This window comes from Variovorax sp. GW821-FHT09B01 (assembly GCF_059418345.1).
On sequence record NZ_JBWKPQ010000018.1, the window covers coordinates 136,933 to 154,403 of the forward strand.

17 protein-coding genes are annotated in these 17,471 nt (G+C 69.7%); 11 read left to right on the forward strand and 6 right to left on the reverse strand.

What is annotated here, in order from left to right:
• Positions 1–9 precede the first annotated feature (9 nt).
• The 4 genes from AC07RV_RS34030 (at position 10) to AC07RV_RS34045 (ending at position 4,277) form a co-directional block, all read left to right on the forward strand.
• A complete protein-coding gene (locus AC07RV_RS34030) occupies positions 10–729 on the forward strand; it encodes a response regulator transcription factor (RefSeq protein WP_296779611.1) in 720 nt (239 codons plus the stop codon).
• Entirely contained in the window at positions 726–2,096 is a 1,371-nt protein-coding gene (locus AC07RV_RS34035) for a sensor histidine kinase (RefSeq protein WP_296779490.1), read from the forward strand. Before AC07RV_RS34030 ends, AC07RV_RS34035 begins: the two co-directional genes overlap by 4 nt.
• A gap of 140 nt (positions 2,097–2,236) precedes the next feature.
• Positions 2,237–2,725, forward strand: a complete 489-nt coding sequence (locus tag AC07RV_RS34040; protein WP_093352976.1) for a tripartite tricarboxylate transporter TctB family protein — start codon at positions 2,237–2,239, stop codon at positions 2,723–2,725.
• 40 nt (positions 2,726–2,765) lie between these two features.
• Positions 2,766–4,277 (forward strand): tripartite tricarboxylate transporter permease, encoded by a 1,512-nt coding sequence (locus tag AC07RV_RS34045; protein ID WP_203207895.1) that lies wholly within the window; start codon positions 2,766–2,768, stop codon positions 4,275–4,277.
• A gap of 42 nt (positions 4,278–4,319) precedes the next feature.
• On the opposite strand, the gene AC07RV_RS34050 is transcribed toward AC07RV_RS34045, so the two are convergent.
• From AC07RV_RS34050 to AC07RV_RS34060, 3 genes are all read right to left on the reverse strand, one after another.
• Positions 4,320–4,739 (reverse strand): type II toxin-antitoxin system Phd/YefM family antitoxin, encoded by a 420-nt coding sequence (locus tag AC07RV_RS34050; protein ID WP_143129317.1) that lies wholly within the window; start codon positions 4,737–4,739, stop codon positions 4,320–4,322.
• Between the two features lie 110 nt (positions 4,740–4,849).
• On the reverse strand, positions 4,850–5,302 hold the full coding sequence (locus tag AC07RV_RS34055; RefSeq protein WP_296779496.1) for a RidA family protein: 453 nt from the start codon (positions 5,300–5,302) through the stop codon (positions 4,850–4,852).
• Positions 5,299–6,657, reverse strand: a complete 1,359-nt coding sequence (locus AC07RV_RS34060; RefSeq protein WP_296779499.1) for an aminotransferase class V-fold PLP-dependent enzyme — start codon at positions 6,655–6,657, stop codon at positions 5,299–5,301. Before AC07RV_RS34060 ends, AC07RV_RS34055 begins: the two co-directional genes overlap by 4 nt.
• Positions 6,658–6,869: 212 nt before the next feature.
• On the opposite strand from AC07RV_RS34060, the gene AC07RV_RS34065 reads away from it, so the two are divergent.
• From AC07RV_RS34065 to AC07RV_RS34075, 3 genes are all read left to right on the forward strand, one after another.
• Positions 6,870–7,688 (forward strand): helix-turn-helix transcriptional regulator, encoded by an 819-nt coding sequence (locus tag AC07RV_RS34065; protein ID WP_296779502.1) that lies wholly within the window; start codon positions 6,870–6,872, stop codon positions 7,686–7,688.
• Between the two features lie 102 nt (positions 7,689–7,790).
• Positions 7,791–8,066, forward strand: coding sequence for a type II toxin-antitoxin system TacA family antitoxin (locus AC07RV_RS34070; protein ID WP_296779504.1), 276 nt, complete (start codon positions 7,791–7,793; stop codon positions 8,064–8,066).
• Positions 8,063–8,557 (forward strand): GNAT family N-acetyltransferase, encoded by a 495-nt coding sequence (locus AC07RV_RS34075; protein ID WP_296779507.1) that lies wholly within the window; start codon positions 8,063–8,065, stop codon positions 8,555–8,557. The genes AC07RV_RS34070 and AC07RV_RS34075 overlap by 4 nt, the downstream gene beginning before the upstream one ends.
• Positions 8,558–8,585: 28 nt before the next feature.
• Here AC07RV_RS34075 and AC07RV_RS34080 read toward each other — a convergent pair whose 3' ends face one another.
• Complete coding sequence (locus AC07RV_RS34080) at positions 8,586–9,707, reverse strand: branched-chain amino acid ABC transporter substrate-binding protein (protein WP_296779509.1); 1,122 nt, start codon at positions 9,705–9,707, stop codon at positions 8,586–8,588.
• Between the two features lie 200 nt (positions 9,708–9,907).
• On the opposite strand from AC07RV_RS34080, the gene AC07RV_RS34085 reads away from it, so the two are divergent.
• Positions 9,908–10,495, forward strand: a complete 588-nt coding sequence (locus AC07RV_RS34085; RefSeq protein WP_093352991.1) for a TetR/AcrR family transcriptional regulator — start codon at positions 9,908–9,910, stop codon at positions 10,493–10,495.
• A 19-nt stretch (positions 10,496–10,514) separates the two neighbouring features.
• Here the strand turns inward: AC07RV_RS34085 and AC07RV_RS34090 are convergent, their stop codons facing one another.
• Entirely contained in the window at positions 10,515–11,408 is an 894-nt protein-coding gene (locus tag AC07RV_RS34090; protein ID WP_296779513.1) for a LysR substrate-binding domain-containing protein, read from the reverse strand.
• A gap of 106 nt (positions 11,409–11,514) precedes the next feature.
• Between AC07RV_RS34090 and AC07RV_RS34095 the strand changes: the two genes are divergently transcribed.
• A complete protein-coding gene (locus AC07RV_RS34095) occupies positions 11,515–12,414 on the forward strand; it encodes a DMT family transporter (RefSeq protein ID WP_296779515.1) in 900 nt (299 codons plus the stop codon).
• Positions 12,415–12,422: 8 nt separating this feature from the next.
• Here the strand turns inward: AC07RV_RS34095 and AC07RV_RS34100 are convergent, their stop codons facing one another.
• On the reverse strand, positions 12,423–13,316 hold the full coding sequence (locus AC07RV_RS34100; protein ID WP_296779518.1) for an SDR family oxidoreductase: 894 nt from the start codon (positions 13,314–13,316) through the stop codon (positions 12,423–12,425).
• 78 nt (positions 13,317–13,394) lie between these two features.
• Between AC07RV_RS34100 and AC07RV_RS34105 the strand changes: the two genes are divergently transcribed.
• On the forward strand, positions 13,395–13,961 hold the full coding sequence (locus tag AC07RV_RS34105) for a TetR/AcrR family transcriptional regulator (RefSeq protein ID WP_296779521.1): 567 nt from the start codon (positions 13,395–13,397) through the stop codon (positions 13,959–13,961).
• Positions 13,962–14,338: 377 nt separating this feature from the next.
• Positions 14,339–17,410 carry an autotransporter family protein gene (locus tag AC07RV_RS34110; RefSeq protein ID WP_296779523.1) on the forward strand — a complete coding sequence of 1,024 codons (3,072 nt, stop codon included), beginning with the start codon at positions 14,339–14,341 and terminating at the stop codon, positions 17,408–17,410.
• The last annotated feature ends 61 nt before the right edge of the window (positions 17,411–17,471 follow it).

The following is a 17,471-nucleotide window of genomic DNA, read 5'->3' on the forward strand; positions in this document are numbered from 1 at the left end:
CCCACTCCCCTGTGGCGTTGCCTCATCGTCGAGGACGACGCCGACAACGCCCGCTACATCGCCGAGGGCTTCCGCGCGCTCGGCCACGTGGCGGTGATCAGCCGCGACGGCACCGATGCACTGGCGCGCGCCACCAGCGAAGCCTGGGACCTCGTGATCCTCGACCGCATGCTGCCGAACGAGGTCGACGGCCTGTCGATCCTCTCGACACTGCGCGCGCTCGGCAAGAAGACGCCGGTGCTGGTGCTCAGCGCGCTGAGCGCGCTCGACGAGCGCGTGCGCGGCCTCAAGGCCGGCGGCGACGACTACCTGGCCAAGCCCTTCGCGTTCTCGGAGCTGGCCGCGCGCGCCGAGGCGCTGGTGCGGCGCTCGCGCACCGGGCCCGAGATCCGCACGCTCGAGGTGGCCGACCTGTCCATCGACCTCGCGAGCCGGCAGGTGAAGCGCGCGGGCCGTCCCATCGCGCTGCAGCCGCGCGAGTTCCGCCTGCTGGCCTACCTGATGATGCATCCGGGCCAGGTGGTCACGCGCACCATGCTGCTCGAGGCCGTGTGGGACTACCAGTTCGATCCGCAGACCAACGTCATCGACGTGCAGGTGAGCCGGCTGCGCGGCAAGCTCGACGCGGGCGGCGCGCCGACCCTGATCCAGACGGTGCGCGGCGCGGGCTACCGGCTGGCGCCGCCAGAACCCGAAGCCGCGCCGGCCGCCGCGCCCACGCGCCGATGATCCGGGCGCTGCGCCAGCTCTGGCGCTCGGTCGGCTTCCGGCTGGCCTTCTACTACGGGCTGCTGGTCGCGATCACCATGCTGGCCTCGCTGGCGATCGTCTACATGCAGACCGTGGGCGTGCTGCAGCAGCGCATGGTGCGCCAGGTGGCGGCCAGCGTGCAACAGCTGGTGGTGCGCCACGAGGCGCGTGGCCTCGAGGGCGTGGCGGGCGAGATCGGGCATCTGCTGGCCGACGACCGGCATTCCGACAACGAGGTCTACCTGCTGGTGGACCGCGCGGGCCGCAAGCTCGCGGGCAACCTCGACCAGATGCCCTCGAGCGCGCCCGACGCGGGCGACGGCGTGCACCGGCGCGTGCTGCGCGGCGGCCAGGGTGCCATCGCCTACCTCGTGATGCGGCCGCTGCCCGATGGTGCCACGCTGGTGGTGGGGCACGACCTGCGCGACCAGGAGTCGATCGAGTCGCTGGTGGCGAGCGCCAGCGCCGCGGCCGGCATCGTCGCGGTGCTGCTGCTGATCGGCGGCACCTTCGTGTTCCGGCAGGAGCTCGAGCGCAGCGTGGGCGCGGTGCGGCGCACGGCCGCGCGCATCGCGGCCGGCGAGCTGCAGGAGCGTGTCGCGCCCTCGGGCGAGGAGGACGAGTTCGCGCTGCTCGAGCAGGACATCAACGCCATGCTCGACCGCATCGAGTCGCTGATGGACGGCGTGCGCCATGTCTCCAACACCATCGCCCACAACCTGCGCACGCCGCTCACGCGCGTGCTGGTGCGGCTGCGCGCGGTGGAGCTGGGCCTGCCGCCCGACGATGCGCAGCGCGGTGCCGTGGCGACCGCGATCCGCGAGCTCGAGGAGCTCGCGGTGGTGTTCGAGAAGCTGCTGCAGATCGCCGAGGTGGAGGCGGGCGCGCGGCGCCAGCAGTTCGCGCCGGTGGCGCTGCACGTGATCGCCGACGACGTGGCCGAGCTCTACGAGGCCGTGGCCGAGGTGCAGGGCATCGTGTTGCGGCGCATGCCGTGCGAGGCAGCGACGGCGCTCGGCGACCGCGACCTGCTCGCGGGCGCGGTCGCCAACCTGGTCGACAACGCGCTCAAGTACTGCGGCACCGGTGCCGTGGTGTGCATCGGCACGCAGACCGTGAACGGCCGCGCGCAGCTCTTCGTGCAGGACGACGGCCCGGGCATCCCCGCTGCCGAGCGCGAGCGCATCGGCGTGCGCTTCCACCGACTCGACCGCAGCACGCCGGGCCACGGCCTGGGCCTGGCCAGCGTGCGCGCGGTGATCGCGCTGCATGGCGGGCAGCTCGCGTTCGAGGATGCCGCGCCCGGGCTGCGCGTGCGCATCGACCTGCCCGGCGGCGGCGACTGAGGCGCGCCACATTGCCGAACGGCAATGTTGTGTTCACGCACAGCGCGGGCGCGAATTCCTAGGATCGGCGGCTCGCACTTTCACGTGCCAGCCGCATGGGCCGCGCCGCGGTCCCAGGCAATTCCCAGGAGACATCAACGGTGAGAATCAAGAGTCAGAGAGACTTCTGCTCGGGCGTGCTCTTCAGCGCCTTCGGCGTGGCCTTCGCATGGGGCGCCACGAACTACAACGTCGGCACCGGCGCCCGCATGGGCCCGGGCTACTTCCCGCTGATCGTCGGCATCCTCATCGCCCTGATGGGCGTGCTGATCACGCTCAAGGCGCTGTCGGTGGAGACCGACGACGGCGAGCCGATCGGGCGCATCGCCTGGAAGCCGCTGGTGTTCATCATCAGCGCCAACCTGGTCTTCGGCGTGCTGCTCGGCGGGCTGCCGAGCATCGGCCTGCCGTCGATGGGGCTGATCGTCGCGATCTATGCGCTGACCTTCATCGCCAGCCTCGCGGGCGACAACTTCGGCTGGAAGGGCGTGACCCTGCTGGCCACCGTGCTCGCGCTCGGCAGCTACCTGGCCTTCGTGGTCGCGCTGAAGCTGCAGTTCCAGGTCTGGCCGACCTTCATCGCCGGCTGATTTCGCTACAAGAAGAACGAAAAGACAAGACAAGAGAACCATGGACCTGATCACCAACCTCTCGATCGGCTTCGGCGTCGCCTTCACGGCGCAGAACCTGGTCTACGCCTTCGTCGGCTGCCTGCTGGGCACCCTGATCGGCGTGCTGCCGGGCATCGGCCCGGTCGCGACCATCGCAATGCTGCTGCCCGCGACCTACGCGCTGCCCCCAGTGTCGGCGCTCATCATGCTGGCCGGCATCTACTACGGCGCGCAGTACGGTGGATCGACCACCGCCATCCTGGTGAACCTGCCAGGGGAGTCATCCTCAGTGGTGACAGTGATCGATGGCTACCAGATGGCGCGCAAGGGGAGGGCCGGGCCCGCGCTCGCGGCCGCGGGGCTCGGTTCCTTCTTCGCCGGTTGCGTCGGCACGCTGATCCTGGCCGCCTTCGCGCCGCCGCTGACCGAGCTGGCCTTCAAGTTCGGCCCGGCCGAGTACTTCTCGCTGATGATTCTGGGCCTGATCGGTGCCGTGGTGCTGGCCTCGGGCTCGCTGCTCAAGGCCATCACCATGATCCTGCTCGGCCTCGCACTGGGCCTGGTGGGCACCGACGTGAACTCGGGCGTGGCGCGCTACAGCTTCGACATTCCCGAACTGACCGACGGCATCGGCTTCATCGCCATCGCGATGGGCGTGTTCGGCTACGGCGAGATCATCGCCAACCTCGCGGTGCCCGAGCACGAGCGCGAGGTCTTCACCGCCAAGGTCAAGGGCCTGTGGCCCACCAAGGAAGACTTCCGCCGCATGACGCCCGCGGTGCTGCGCGGCACCGCCCTCGGCTCGGCCCTGGGCATCCTGCCCGGCGGCGGCGCGCTGCTGTCTGCCTTCGCGGCCTACACCATCGAGAAGAAGATCAAGCTCAAGAACGGCGAAGTGCCGTTCGGCAAGGGCAACATCCGCGGCGTGGCGGGCCCCGAGTCGGCCAACAACGCCGGCGCGCAGACCTCCTTCATCCCGCTGCTGACGCTGGGCATCCCGCCCAACGCCGTGATGGCGCTGATGGTGGGCGCGATGACGATCCACAACATCCAGCCCGGCCCGCAGGTGATGACCAGCAACCCCGAACTGTTCTGGGGCCTGATCGCCTCGATGTGGATCGGCAACCTGATGCTGATCGTGCTGAACCTGCCGATGATCGGCATCTGGATCAAGCTGCTGACCATTCCCTACAAGTGGCTGTTCCCTTCGATCGTGCTGTTCTGCGCGGTGGGCGTGTACTCGGAGAACAACAACACCTTCGACGTGTGGATGGTCGCGATCTTCGGCATCGTGGGCTACCTGTTCCTCAAGCTCCGGTGCGAGCCCGCGCCGCTGCTGCTGGGCTTCATCCTCGGACCGATGATGGAAGAGAACCTGCGCCGTGCGCTGCTGCTGTCGCGCGGCGACTGGAGCGTGTTCGTCACGCGGCCGCTGTCGGCCGGGCTGCTCGCGGCGGCGCTGCTGTTGCTGGTGGTGGTGCTGCTGCCTTCGGTGAAGGCGAAGCGCGAGGAGGCGTTTGTCGAGGATTGAAGGGGATGCAGTCCCCAGGGGCTCCTGGGCAGGAGCGGGTACCTAAGACCCGCTGCCCGAGCCCTTCATCCGGGGATTCCCTTTCTTCGTGAGCTTGGTGGTCAAGTGAGGAGTGGTAAGCCCATGCGTTTCACCCGGGAATCGCAGCGCATCATCCGCCGCTTGCTTCATGGCACGCGCATCCTCGGCCGAGGCTGACCGATGCTCTATGGCATGAAGATTCATTCGTTGCAAAAGATCGCCATACCAATCCAAACCAAGTAGCTGCATCGCGACAGCGCGCGGCAGTACGCCGTGAGCATAGGCTCCCAGGATGGCCTTCTCGGCGACTTGAGCGCTCAAGAGCATCGCCGCGGGGCGGCGATCCCTTTCGATCAGAACGCTGGCACCTTCGTCCTTTTCGACATCGTCGAGAAGCTCGCCGAGTTGGCTCTCGACGTCGATGGCGTTCACGATTTGCATGGCAGAGTCCCCGGAATGGAAGTGCGCATTTTCTTGATGATGCGCACTTCTACAAATATCCGGATGCCCCCATCAGTGGAATCGCTGCCTTGGCTCTGAAGGCAAACGAGCTACTTCGCCGCGATGCACTCCACCTCGATCCGCGCATTGAAAGCCAGCGCGGTCGCACCGAAGGCACTGCGCGCCGGATACCTGCCTTCGGCGAAGTAGGTCTTGTAGACCTCGTTGAACGCCCCCCACTCGCTCATGTCGGCCAGCATGGCGGTGCACTTCACCACGTCGGCCATGGTGTGGCCATGCGCTTCGAGCGTGGTCTTGATGTTCTCCATCACCTGCTTCGACTCGGGGCCGATGCCGCCCGGCGGCAGCTTGAGACTGCCGGGCAGGTTGCCGATCTGGCCCGACAGGTAGAGCGTGCGGCCGACCTGCACGGCCTCGGAGAAGGGCAGGGTGGTGGGCAGCACCTTGCCCGAGTTGAGATGCCGCGGCGCGACGCCGCAGGCGCTGGTCGCGAGCACGAGGCAGGCCAGCGCGGCGCCGCCGATGAGGGTGTGGCGTTTCATGGCGTTCCGATCGCGGCGAGGAATTTGGCGATGTCGTCCATGTCGTTGTAGACGGACGGCGAGATGCGCGCATGGTTGGCGCGCAGCGTGATCTCGATCTTGTCGGGTGCGAGCCGGCTCGCGAGCTGCGCGGCATTGGCATAGGCGAAGGTCACGATCGGCGAGCTGCTGTCGGGCGGCGTCACCACCTGGAAGCCCTTGGCGCGCAGGCCGGCCTGCAGCGCATCGGTCATCGGCTTGCGCCAGGCCTGGACCCTGTCGACGCCCACGCTCTGTATCCAGTCGATGGACGCCGCGCAGGCCGCCTCGACCGAGGAGGCCGGGAACGAGCCGCTGAAATAGCCCGACACCGAATCGATCTGCACGCTCTCGTAGGGCACGCTGCCGGGCGGGTCGAGCGGATAAACGTGCAGGATCGGCGCCGCGAAGTTGCGCGTCTGGCGGTAGCCGTACCAGGGCCGCTGCAGCTTGGGCAGCAGGCTCTTGCGCACGTAGAGGAAGGCGAAACCGAAGTCGCCCATCAGCCACTTGTAGGTGCCGCAGCCCGCGAAGTCGACGCCGGCCGCCTTCACGTCCACCGGCACCGCGCCGGCCGACTGGATCAGGTCGACGTAGACCAGCGCGCCGCGCGAGTGCGCGAGATCACACACGGCCTTGAGGTCGTGCGTGAAGCCGTTGTAGAGCGACACGTGCGAGATCGCCACCAGCCTGGTGCCCGGCGAGATGGCCTTGTCGAGGTCGGCCAGCGCGATGCGGTGGTTGGCGTCCATCGGCACCGTGAGCACGTCGAGGCCGCGCAGGCGGTACTGCTCGTACATGTAGAACGAGCCCACGAAGTGCAGCGCGTCGGTGACCACGCGGCCGCCCGATTCGGGCAGGCCGAGCGCGCGCGTCACGAGGTACTCGCCCATCGAGGTGCTGGGCACGTAGGCGATCTCGTCGGCATCGGCATTGATCAGCGCCGCGAACTTCGCGGTGGCGGTCGCGCTGCCGCTCGCGAGCGAGAGCTTGGACTGCGCGTAGGAACTCAGCGCGTCGGTGGCGTACTGGTTCCAGGGGTGGTCGGCCGCGCCGTTGAGGTACACGCGGTCGGCCACGCCGGGGAACAGCGCCTTGGCGGGCAATGTGGGCGTGTCGCTCGGCGGGACCGGCGGCGGCGCGGCCGATGCGAAGGGCAGGAAACCGCCCGACGAGCCCGAGCCACCGCCGCAGGCGACGAGCTGGCTGCCGAGCACGCCCGCGACGGAAGCGCCGCCGAGGGACTTGAGCCAATGGCGGCGGGAGGTGACTGGCGGCGCGGATATGTCCGTCGGCAGGGGCGCCGCGGTCGCGGCGGGATGGTTCGAACTCGGCATGATATGAACTCCTTGTTGATGTATCAACGAAATGTTGAATTTCTGGGCGCACCTTGCCCTACAGTTGCCGCGTCGTTTCGGGCGGACCCCAGGGCCGGCCGGACCTGCAAGACATGTGCCAGAATCAACGCCAGATCAAGTATTCAACAGTTTGTTGAAATCAAGGATCAGGGCTTTCACTCCCCTTCGACCTTCCTTCGACTTTCGCGTCCATGCCAGCCACCCGCAAGACCGCCGAGACCTCCAGCGCTCGTTCGACCGCGCAGCCGCCGCCGGCCTCGCGTGCACGCTCGCGCGCGGCCAAACCCTCGAAGGCCACGACGGTGTCGCCGGCCATCGCCGAGGAGCGCCGGCGCATCGTCGAGGTGCTCAAGCCCGTGGTGGAGATGATGGGGCGCATGCTCGGGCCGAACACCGAACTGGTGCTGCACGATCTGACGCAGCCCGATGCCTCGGTGATCGCGATCGCCAACGGCCATGTGTCGGGCCGCAAGGTCGGCAGCACCATCCTCAGCGGCCCGAAGGACGACCGCGCCTTCGGCGCCGCCTGGTCGGCCGCCACCGACCTCTCGGGCAGCGGCCACTCGGTGGTCAATGTCTATCCCACGCTGACCGGCACCGGCACGCCGCTGAAGTCGGCCACCGTGATCTACCGCGATGCCGACGGCACGCCGTTCGCGGCGCTGTGCATGAACGCCGACCTCACCGTGTTCAAGCTCGCCCATGCCTGGCTCGAGCATGCGATCCAGGGCGCGCCCGCGCCCGCGGCGGCGCCCGAGTCGCGCGAGGAATCGCCCGACATGGACCTGCTGATGGGCGAGATCATCCGTTCGGCGATCCGCACCTTCGGCAAGCCGGTGCAGCTCATGAACAAGGAGGAGAAGGTGCACGCCGTCGAGGAGATGCTGCGGCGCGGCCTGTTCATCGTGAAGGGCAGCGTGGGTCGCGCGGCGGCGGCGCTCGACATGTCGCGCTTCTCGATCTACAACTATCTCGACGAGATCCGCAAGCGCGAGGGGTTCACGAAGTAGGTGCCTGTCCAAGGACTCGCAGAGGGTACGACCTCTCTGTGTTGACAACAGCTACACGCACGGCTATGATTTGTATATCAATCGTGTAGACAAGGAGGCCCCATGCGCAACGCAGCCATCAACCTCAGGGCCTTGCCCGAGCAGCGTGATCTGATCGACCATGCGGCCGAGCTGCTGGGAAAGAACCGTTCCGATTTCATGCTCGAAGCTGCTTGCGACCGTGCGCAGGCAGTGATCCTCGATCAGGTGTTCTTCAATCTGGATGCCACGCGCTTCCAGACATTCAACGCGATGCTGGACGCGCCCTTGGCGCCCAATCCAGGCCTCGAACGGCTCATGGCCGTGAAGGCTCCGTGGAAGAAGGCCGCCAAGGCATGAGCCTGACGCTCGGTGCGCCGGAGCCGCTGGGACTTGCCCACCTTCTGAGCGAGTTCGCTTGCGGGGAGGCCAGTCTCGACGACTGGCTTCGCAAGCGGGCACTGGCCAATCAGGCCACGGGTGCCAGTCGCACTTTCGTGGTGTGCGATACGGCCAGGCAGGTTCATGGCTACTACGCGATGGCTGCTGGTGCCGTGTCGCATCAGGACGCCACGAGCGGTGTCCGTCGAAACATGCCGGACCCGATTCCCGTGCTGGTCCTGGCCAGGTTGGCGGTCGACCTGCGTGCCCAGGGCATCCAGCTCGGCGCAGCCCTGTTGCAGGACGCGGTGCTGCGTGCCATTGCGGTTTCGCAGAACACCGGCGTGCGCGCCTTGCTCGTCCACGCGCTGCACGAGCGCGCGAAGCAGTTCTATGCGCACCACGGGTTCATCGAGTCGCCACTGCATCCGATGACCTTGATGCTGCGTCTGAGCACCGTCAAGGCCTGAGTCTTTGTTGTAAAGCCGGCGGGGAGCACTACGGCGCCACCACCAGCTTCCCCCCACGCACCTGATAGATCGTCACCGTCCCTCGCAGGTTGTCCCCGCGCGCATCGAAGGCGATCGGCCCGATCAGCCCGGTGAGCGTCACGCCCGCGAGCTTCGGTCCGTACACGGCGGGATCGGTGGAGCCGGCCTTCTTCATCGCTTCCACCAGCACCATCACCGCGTCGTAGGCATAGGGCGCGAACACGATCACGTCGGCGCCGAAGCGTGCCTTGTAGCGGTGGTTGAAGGCCGCGAAGGCGGCCATGGCCTCGCGTGGCGCGCCGGCCTGCGAGCAGTAGGCGCCCTCGTTGGCGCCGGCCGCGAGCTTGCTCCATTCACCGGTGCACACGCCGTCGCCCGCGATGAAGGTCGCGGTCAGGCCGAGCTGCTTCATCTGCCGGTTGACCAGCGCGGCCTGCGCGTCGGCGCCCGCGTAGACGATCACGTCGGGCTTGAGGCTGCGCAGGGTGGTGAGGATGGCCGAGAAGTCGGTCGCGCGGTCGGTGCCGAACTCGCGCTTGAGCACCTTCACCTGCGCCTTGCCGAGGTCGGCCACCACCTGGTCGGCCAGGCCCTGGCCGTAGGCGGTGCGGTCGTCGATCACGGCGGCGGTCTTCGCCTTCAGCGTGCGCGCGACATAGCCCGCGATGCCGTCGGCCTGCTGCACGTCGGTGGCCATGAGCCGCGCGGCGAACCTGTAGCCGGCGCGCGTGTACTGCGGATTGGTCGCGGCCGGTGCCACCTGCGGGATGCCGGCGTCGTTGTAGACGCGGGCCGCGGGAATGGTGGTGCCCGAGTTGAGATGGCCGACGACGCCGTTGACCTGCATATCGGCCAGCTTCTGCGCCACGGTGGTGGCACTGGCGGGATCGGCTCGGTCGTCCTCGACCACCGCTTCGAAGCGCAGCCGGCGGCCGCCGATCGCGAGGCCCTGCGCATTGAGGTCCTCGATGGCGAGCCGCGCGCCGTTCTCCATGTCCTTGCCGAGATGGGCGATGCCACCGGTCAGCGGGGCGGCGATGCCGATGCGCACGGGCGCATCCTGCGCCTGCGCGGTGGTGGCGATGGCGACGACGAGCGAGGCGAGGGCGTGGCGTACAGCGGGATTCATGCGCGGCTCCGTGGGGCGGGTGAGTCGGGAGGATCAGGAAGGGGCCCCGCCGCGAGGTCGCGAGGCCTCGGTTAGAGTAGGCCGTCCGGACGGAATAAATTTCGCTGTTTCGCCCGGCTGCGTACAGGGCGGGCGGACGAAACATGCGCGAGGCGCGGGTGTTTCGAACGAACCATTTTTCTTTTGCGGGCGATGCCGACATGGCCAGAACCAAATCCGAGAACTTCGACGACATCCGGGCCACGATCCTCGACGTGGCCGCGTCCCTCTTCGCCAAGAACGGCTTTCGCAACACCAACATCATCGACATCGGCGCCGCCTGCAATGCGTCGAAGTCGCGCATGTACCACTACTTCCCCTCGAAGGAAGCGATGCTCGCGGAGATGCTCGGCGAGCACGTGAGCGCGCTGGTGGCGATCGCCTCGGACCTGGTGTCGGCGCCCATCGATCCGCGCGCGCGGCTGCGCAACTACTTCCTCGCGCATCTCAAGTACTACTACGAGCAGCGCGACCGCCACACCGTGCTGATCGAGGACGTCTACCACCTGCCCGAGGAGGTGCGCGCGCAGGTGAATGCCAACGAGCAGAAGCTGGTGGGCTTCCTGTGCGCGCTGCTGCGCGAGATCAACGCGCAGAAGTTCAAGGACCGCCAGGCCGCGACCACGCACGCGATGCTGATGTACGGCATGCTGAACTGGACCTACACCTGGTACCAGCCCACCGGGCGCCTCAGCCTCGAGACGCTGGCCGACCAGGCGAGCGACATGTGCCTGCACGGCATCGTGTAGTGCGTGCGCGGCCGCGGGTTCAGCCGGCTGCTGGCTGGCCGTGCAGCGTGCCGAGCCAGTCGGCCAGCGCGGCAATGGCCGGCTCCTGCGCGCGGCGCCTGAGCACGCACAGCGAGATGCGGTCGCCGCTGGGCACGAAGCCCAGCGGGGCCGCGATGCGCGCCTGCGCGAGTTCCTCGCGCACCAGCACCGAGGGCGCGATGCCCACGCCGAGACCGGCGATGGCGGCCTGGATCATGTAGACCCACTGACCGAAGGAGCGCCGCGGCCGCAGCCGCGCGGCGTCCAGCCCATGGGCCTGCGCCCAGATCGTCCAGCCGGCCGGATAGGACTCCGTGCCGAGCAGCGCATGCGACAGCACGTCCCGTGGCCGGGCCAGCGTCTTCGCCTGCGCGGGCGTGCAGATCGGCCCGATGTCGTTGTCGGCCAGCAGGATCTCGCTCACCTCGCGCGGATGCGTCCCGCGGCCGCAGTAGACCAGTGCATCGATGTGCCCGGCGCGCAGCCGGCCGAGGTCGCTGCCGGTCTGTAGGTTGAGCACGACCTGGGGATGCCGCGCCTCGAAATCGTCGAGCCGCGGGATCAGCCACTGCAGCATGAAGCTGCCGGGGCAGGCCAGCGTCAACGCCGTGGCGGGCCGCTGGCCGCGAATCTCGGCGCAGACTCGGCCGATGTCGTCGAGCGCCCGCGCGGTGCTGGCGAACAGCCGCCGGCCGGCGTCGGTGAGCGTCACGCTCGCGGCATGGCGATCGAACAGCTTGCAGCCCAGCCACGATTCGATGAGCCGCAGCTGGTGGCTCACCGCGCTGTGCGTGACGTTGAGCCGGTCGGCCGCGCCGACCACGCTGCCGGCCTGCGCGGCCGCGGCGAAGGCGCGCAGGGCGGTCAGCGGGGGGAGTTGCTGGAGGTCCATGGTGTGAATTGATTTCACGGCCAGTGTAGAGAAGGATCGCTGGCGAAGGGAGGGGGACCGGCTTATCTTGAGCGGCTTCCGCTCTATCCCCTGCCCACCGTCAGCCATGTCCTCGAACGCCTCGCCACGCGGCACCGCCGTCCTTCTGCTCGCGATCGTCATCGCCGCCTGGGGCGTGAACTGGAGCGTCGGCAAGGTGGTGCTGGAACACGTCACGCCGATCTGGGCCACCACGCTGCGCATGGTGCCGGCGTGCATCGTGCTGTGGGTGGTGCTGCCGGCCTCGGGCCGGCTGGCCGTGCCCACGCGGCACGACCTGCCGGTGATCCTGAGCGTCGGCCTGCTGCACATGGTGGCCTTCTCGGTGCTGGCCGCGCTGGGCCTGCAGTACCTGAGCGCGGGCCGCTCGGTGGTGCTGGCCTACACCACGCCGCTGTGGGTGCTGCCCGCGGCCCGCTTCTTCCTCGGCGAAGCCTTCACCGCGCGCCGCGCCGCCGGCCTGGGGCTCGGCGTGGCGGGGCTGCTGGTGCTGCTGCAGCCCGCGGCCGTCGACTGGCGCGATGCCGACGTGGTGCGCGGCCACGGCCTGATCCTGCTGGCCGCGGCCTGCTGGGCTGCCTGCATCGTCTATGGGCGTGCCCATCGGTGGACCACGCCGCCGTTCCAGTTGCTGCCCTGGCAGATGCTGCTGGCGAGCATCGCGCAGCTGCTGCTGGCGCTGGCCATCGAGGGCGTGCCGCGCATCGCGTGGTCGATGGAGCTGGTCGCGCTGCTGGGCTACAGCAACCTCATCGGCACCGTGCTCGCCTACTGGGCGATGAACACCGTGAACCGTGACCTGCCTGCCTCCGTGACCTCGATGGGGCTGCTGGGCGTGCCGGTGGTGGGCCTGTTGGCGGCCGACCTCGCGCTGGGCGAAAGGCCCGATGGCGCGCTGCTGCTGGCGACGGGGCTGATCGTGGCGGGCATCGCGATCTCGACCTGGGTGCGCCGATCGCGGCGATGACGGTGCGATCAGTGCCCGGGATAGTGCCCCGCGGCAATGTCCTGCAGCAGCGTTGCGTACGTCGGCTCCCAGCCGAGCACTTCGCGCGTCCTGGCATTGGCGGCGGGCGCGTCGGCGCCGAAGAACATGCCGATCCAGTCGAAGTGCGAAGCCGCGCGGTCGGCGGGGATCGACTCGGCCGGCACGTCGAGGAACCGGCCCAGCGCCGTCGCGATGTCCTTGGTGGCGATACCTTCCTCGGCGACCGCATGCAGGACAGTGCCCGGTGGCGCCTTGTCGATCGCGAGCTGCACGAGCTTGCCGGCATCGAGCCGATGGACGGCCGGCCAGCGGTTGAGGCCTTCGCCCAGGTACGCCGCGACGCCCTTGGTTCGCGCGATCCGGGCCAGCGTTGCGACGAAGCCGTGGTCGCCGCCAGCGCCATGCACCGTCGGTGCGAACCGCACGACCAGCGAGCGGATGCCGCGCTGCGCCAGGTCGAGCGTGTACGCCGCATTCGCGATGCGTGGATGGGTCGCGGCCGCGGGCATGTCCGCTTCGGTGCCCACGCGCCCGGGCGCCAGGCCCAGCGTGCCCGAGGCGATCAGCAGCGGGCCGCCGGTTCCCTGCAGGACGTCGGCGAAGGCGTCGATGGCGGCGCGGTCGGTCCGGGCCGCCGCGGCCATCTGGGAGAAGTCGTGGTTGTAGCCGAGGTGCACCACGCCTTCCGCGCGCGCCGCCGCGGCGCGCAGGCTCGCAACATCGTCCAGCGAGCCGCGCACGACCTCGGCGCCCAACTGCTCGATCCTGGCGGCGGCTTCGTCGTTGCGGGCGAGGCCCAGCACCTGGTGCCCGGCCGCGAGGAGTTCGGCGACGCTGGCCGAGCCGATCCAGCCCGACGCGCCAGTGACAAGAATCTTCATGGAATGCTCCAGTGATGTCATTAAGTGACATCAGTATAAACCTATGATGTCACACTGTGTCAACACTTGGGAGGTCCGATGGGTCGTTGGGAGCCCGATGCGGCAGGACGCTTTCGCGTGGCCGCCATGGAGCTGTTCGCGGAGATCGGCTATGAGCAGACCACGGTGGCGGCCATCGCGCAGCGCGCCGGTCTCACGCCGCGCACCTTCTTTCGCCACTTCGCGGACAAGCGCGAAGTGCTGTTCAACGGCTCGGAGCTGCTGCAGCAATCGATGACGGCCGCGCTCGCCGCCGCGCCTGCGCAGGCCTCGGCCATGGAGGCGGTGGCCATCGCGCTGAGGGGCGCCGCGGATTTCTTCGACGAGGAGCGCCGCCGCTACGCCCACCAGCGCGCCACCGTGATCGCCGCCACGAGCGAGTTGCACGAACGCGAGCTGATCAAGCTGGCCAGGCTGTCCGAGGCCCTCGCGGCCGACTTGCGCGCCAGGGGCGTGGAGAAGTCCGATGCAAGCCTCGCGGCCGAGGCGGGCATCGCGGTGTTCCGCATCGCGTTCGCGCAATGGGTCCAGGCCTCCGAGCGACGCAGCTACAGCGAGATCGTCGATGCGTCGCTGGCGAGCCTGAAGGCGCTGGTGGCCGTCTAAGAGTCTGCGCGGCAGCGCCGGCTCCCACGCCCTTCGCGGCGGCACTTGTGTCTGTCGACACGCGCAAGTTACTTCCTGGAGCACCCCCGCTCTACCCACCTTTTGCAAGCCTTGCACGGGCTCCCGGCGCGGGGCTTTCTGCGAGCGACGAGCCCCTTCCTCATTCGCAGGCGCCGCGGCGCGCCCGCGTGCCCGACACGAAAAGAAACTGCCCTGGCATGGGGTACCCCCTGGTGATTTCACGCGGGGGTACGTCTATTTACATTTCGCCGGCCGGCTCCTGCCGACGTCTCATCCCAAGCCCATTGCGTGCATCCGGGCGAATCGCGTGGCTGGAGAAACCGGCATGGTTTCTGGACCCGCAATGGGAGCACACGATGAACGAGACATTCGAGACGATCTGGACCGGAACCCCGCACGCAGGGGCGCCCGCACCCGGGACCGCGCGGGGCCGTGGTAAGACGCACGGCACGGTCCCCGGCACCGCGCTGCTGCGGGTGGCGATGGCTTCGGCGCTCGCCTGCGCCGCGCCCGCCTGGGCAGCCGGTGGCGCGGGCGGGCAGCCCACCGACAACCTCATCCTGCATGGCGGCGCCGGCGGCGCGACCGATGGCAATGGGTCGGTCGGTGGCGGCCGGGGCGCATTGAACGACAGCGCGCTCGGCTCGAGCGCGGGCGATGGCGGTGCTTCGGCGCCCGGCACCGGCGCGAGCGCCGGATCGACGGCCGATATCGGCACCTTCGCCGGTGCCACCGCGGGCACGGGCGGCGCGGCGGGCAGTTCCAGCGCCATCGTGAGTCCCGGCGTCTCGCGCGGCGCCAACGGCGGCGCGGGTGACTCGCGCACCGGCGATGCGAACAACGGCAACGGTTACGGCGGCGGCGGCGGTGGTGGCTACCGCGGCAACGCCCTGGCGCCGAATGCCGCTGTCGCGGCCGGCAGCAACATCGGCGGCGATGGCGGCGCGGGCGGCAACGGCTACTGGGCCGCGGGCGGCGGCGGAGCGGGTGCCCATGGCTCGACGCTGCTCGCACCGACGGCGAATTTCACCGTGCTCGGTACCGGCATCTCGCGCGGCGGAGTCGGTGGCCAGGGTGGCGCGGCGTATTCGCAGGGCGGCGGGGGCGGCGGCGGTGGCAGCGGCTTCTTCGTGAGCGCGTCCACGCCGGGCTTCGCACTGAGCAACCTCGGCAGGCTCGCGGGCGGCGCTGGTGGCGCCGGCGGTCCGGAATTGCTGCCGGCGCGCGCCAATGCCTCGGGCGGCGGCGGTGGCGAGGGCGGCAACGGCTTGATGCTCGCCGGTGCTGCCTCGAGCGTGAGCAACGCCGGCGCGATCGTCGGTGGCGCGGGTGGTGCCGGCGGCAACGCCGGCGGCGGGGTGGGCGGGACGGGCGCGCCCGGGCAGGGCGGCGATGGCGGTGCGGGCCTTCGCTCGTCCGCCGCGCAGGCCAGCATCGTCAACAGCGCGACCATCACCGGCGGTGCCGGTGGCGCGGGCGGTGCCAGCAGCAATGGCGGTCCACGGGGCGCCAACGGCGCGGGCGGCGCGGGCGTGGTGGGCGCCAACCTCGCGCTCACGAGCAGCGGGGCCATCGTCGGCGGGCTCGGCGGCGACGGCATCAGCCGCGCGGCCTCGGTCCGCTTCACCGGCGGCAGCAACAGCCTGCGCCTGGACACGGGCGCGTCGCTGATGGGCGCCCTCGCCATCGACAGCGGTGCCAGCGCCACCGTCATCGCCGGCGCCGACAGGCTCAGCCTCAATGCCGCGGTCGATCTCGGCGGCATCGGCACCATCGACACCAACGGACACGACCTCGCCTGGTCGGGCCCGATCACGGGCAGCGGGGATTTCATCAAGACGGGCGCGGGCACGCTGTCGGTGAGCGGCGCCAACACCTACGCCGGCGGCACCGACGTGCGGCAGGGCGTGCTCAGGACCACGGCCACGAACGCGCTGAGCGCGGGTTCGTCGCACACCGTGGCCGCGGGCGCGACGCTCGACCTCGCGGGCTTCAGCCAGACCGTGGCGTCGCTCGCCAACGGCGGCACGGTGTCGCTGGTCGGCGCGGTGCCGGGCACGACGCTGACCGTCAACGGCAACTACACGGGCAACAACGGCGTGCTGCGCCTGGGCGCCGTGCTCGACAGCCCCGGCATTTCCGACCGGCTGGTGATCAACGGAGGCACCGCCAGCGGCGTCACCCGCGTGCAGGTCGCCAATCTCGGCGGGTTGGGCGCGCGCACCGTCGGCAACGGCATCGAGGTGGTGAGCGCGCAGGCTGGCGCCACCACGACCGCGCAGACCACGCGCGATGCCTTCGTGCTCGCCGGCGGCCATGTCGATGCGGGGGCCTACGAGTACCGGCTCTATGCGGCCGATGCGAGCGGCGCGGGCGAGAACTGGTACCTGCGCGCGGATGCGCCGAATGTCGCGACACCGGGTACCCCGGCCACGCCCGGTGCGCCCATCGGGGCGCCCGTGGTCGCCTACCGGCCGCAGGCCTCGCTGTACGCCGCGCTACCGTCGCAACTGCGCCAGGGCAACCTCGCGATGCTCGGCAACCTGCATCTGCGCCGGGGCGACGAGACCGCCGTCTCCGCAGCTCCCGAGGGCACTTCCGCGCGGCGCGCCTGGGGCCGGCTGATCAGCGCCGACATCGACATCCGCCAGGGCGGCACCGTCTCGCCCGGCAGCAAGGGGCGGGTCACCGGCCTGCAGGCCGGCACCGACCTTCTCGCCATGGGCAACTGGCGCGCGGGCCTCTATGTCGGCCAGCTCGAGGGCGACGTGAGCGTCGACGGCTTCGTCAGCGGCGTGCGAAACCTGCGCGCCGGGCGCAACGACCTGCGCAGCCAGTACCTCGGCGCCTACGGCACCTACGCCGGCGACGGCGGCTTCTATGCCGACGTGGTGCTGCAGGGCGCGCGCCATCGCGCCGATGCGGCGTCCTCGCTCGACCCCGGCGCGCAGACCCGCGGTCGCAGCCTGCTGGCCTCGCTGGAAATCGGCCAGAGCCTCGCGCTGGGCAACGGCTGGTCCGTCGAGCCGCAGCTGCAACTGATCCATCAGCGCCTGGACCTGGACAGCACCGCGATCGCGGGTGCCCAGGTGCAGAGCCACGCGGACAACGGCTGGACCGCGCGCGCGGGCGTGCGGGTCAAGGGCCGGGTCGATACGGCGGCCGGCGCGCTGCAGCCCTATGCACGAGTCAACGTCTACAAGCGCGCCAATGGCAGCGACACCGCGCGTTTCGTGAATGCGGCCGCGGTGACCGACATCACGGCGCCGATCGGCGGCACCAGCACCGAGCTCGCGGCCGGCTTCACGCTCGCGCTGAACGAGTCGACCAGCCTGCACGGCGAGCTGGGCAAGCTCTGGTCATCCGGCGGCGACGCCAGGGTGCGGAGCTCGATCGGTGCATCCGTGGGCGTTCGCGTGGCCTGGTGAGTCGACGGCGCCGCGCGCCGCCGTGCATTTGTTCCGTTCTGAGCCCCCGCCTCGACGGGGC

Bases quoted from the DNA above. Each gene is read 5' to 3' on its own strand.
- AC07RV_RS34065 (WP_296779502.1), top strand. From the start codon at position 6,870: ATGCCAGCCACCCGCAAGACCGCCGAGACCTCCAGCGCTCGTTCGACC.
- AC07RV_RS34090 (WP_296779513.1), bottom strand. From the start codon at position 11,408: ATGGACCTCCAGCAACTCCCCCCGCTGACCGCCCTGCGCGCCTTCGCC.
- AC07RV_RS34110 (WP_296779523.1), top strand. From the start codon at position 14,339: ATGAACGAGACATTCGAGACGATCTGGACCGGAACCCCGCACGCAGGG.
- AC07RV_RS34080 (WP_296779509.1), bottom strand. From the start codon at position 9,707: ATGAATCCCGCTGTACGCCACGCCCTCGCCTCGCTCGTCGTCGCCATC.
- AC07RV_RS34035 (WP_296779490.1), top strand. From the start codon at position 726: ATGATCCGGGCGCTGCGCCAGCTCTGGCGCTCGGTCGGCTTCCGGCTG.
- AC07RV_RS34105 (WP_296779521.1), top strand. From the start codon at position 13,395: ATGGGTCGTTGGGAGCCCGATGCGGCAGGACGCTTTCGCGTGGCCGCC.
- AC07RV_RS34070 (WP_296779504.1), top strand. From the start codon at position 7,791: ATGCGCAACGCAGCCATCAACCTCAGGGCCTTGCCCGAGCAGCGTGAT.
- AC07RV_RS34085 (WP_093352991.1), top strand. From the start codon at position 9,908: ATGGCCAGAACCAAATCCGAGAACTTCGACGACATCCGGGCCACGATC.
- AC07RV_RS34050 (WP_143129317.1), bottom strand. From the start codon at position 4,739: ATGCAAATCGTGAACGCCATCGACGTCGAGAGCCAACTCGGCGAGCTT.
- AC07RV_RS34100 (WP_296779518.1), bottom strand. From the start codon at position 13,316: ATGAAGATTCTTGTCACTGGCGCGTCGGGCTGGATCGGCTCGGCCAGC.
- AC07RV_RS34055 (WP_296779496.1), bottom strand. From the start codon at position 5,302: ATGAAACGCCACACCCTCATCGGCGGCGCCGCGCTGGCCTGCCTCGTG.
- AC07RV_RS34095 (WP_296779515.1), top strand. From the start codon at position 11,515: ATGTCCTCGAACGCCTCGCCACGCGGCACCGCCGTCCTTCTGCTCGCG.
- AC07RV_RS34045 (WP_203207895.1), top strand. From the start codon at position 2,766: ATGGACCTGATCACCAACCTCTCGATCGGCTTCGGCGTCGCCTTCACG.
- AC07RV_RS34075 (WP_296779507.1), top strand. From the start codon at position 8,063: ATGAGCCTGACGCTCGGTGCGCCGGAGCCGCTGGGACTTGCCCACCTT.
- AC07RV_RS34060 (WP_296779499.1), bottom strand. From the start codon at position 6,657: ATGCCGAGTTCGAACCATCCCGCCGCGACCGCGGCGCCCCTGCCGACG.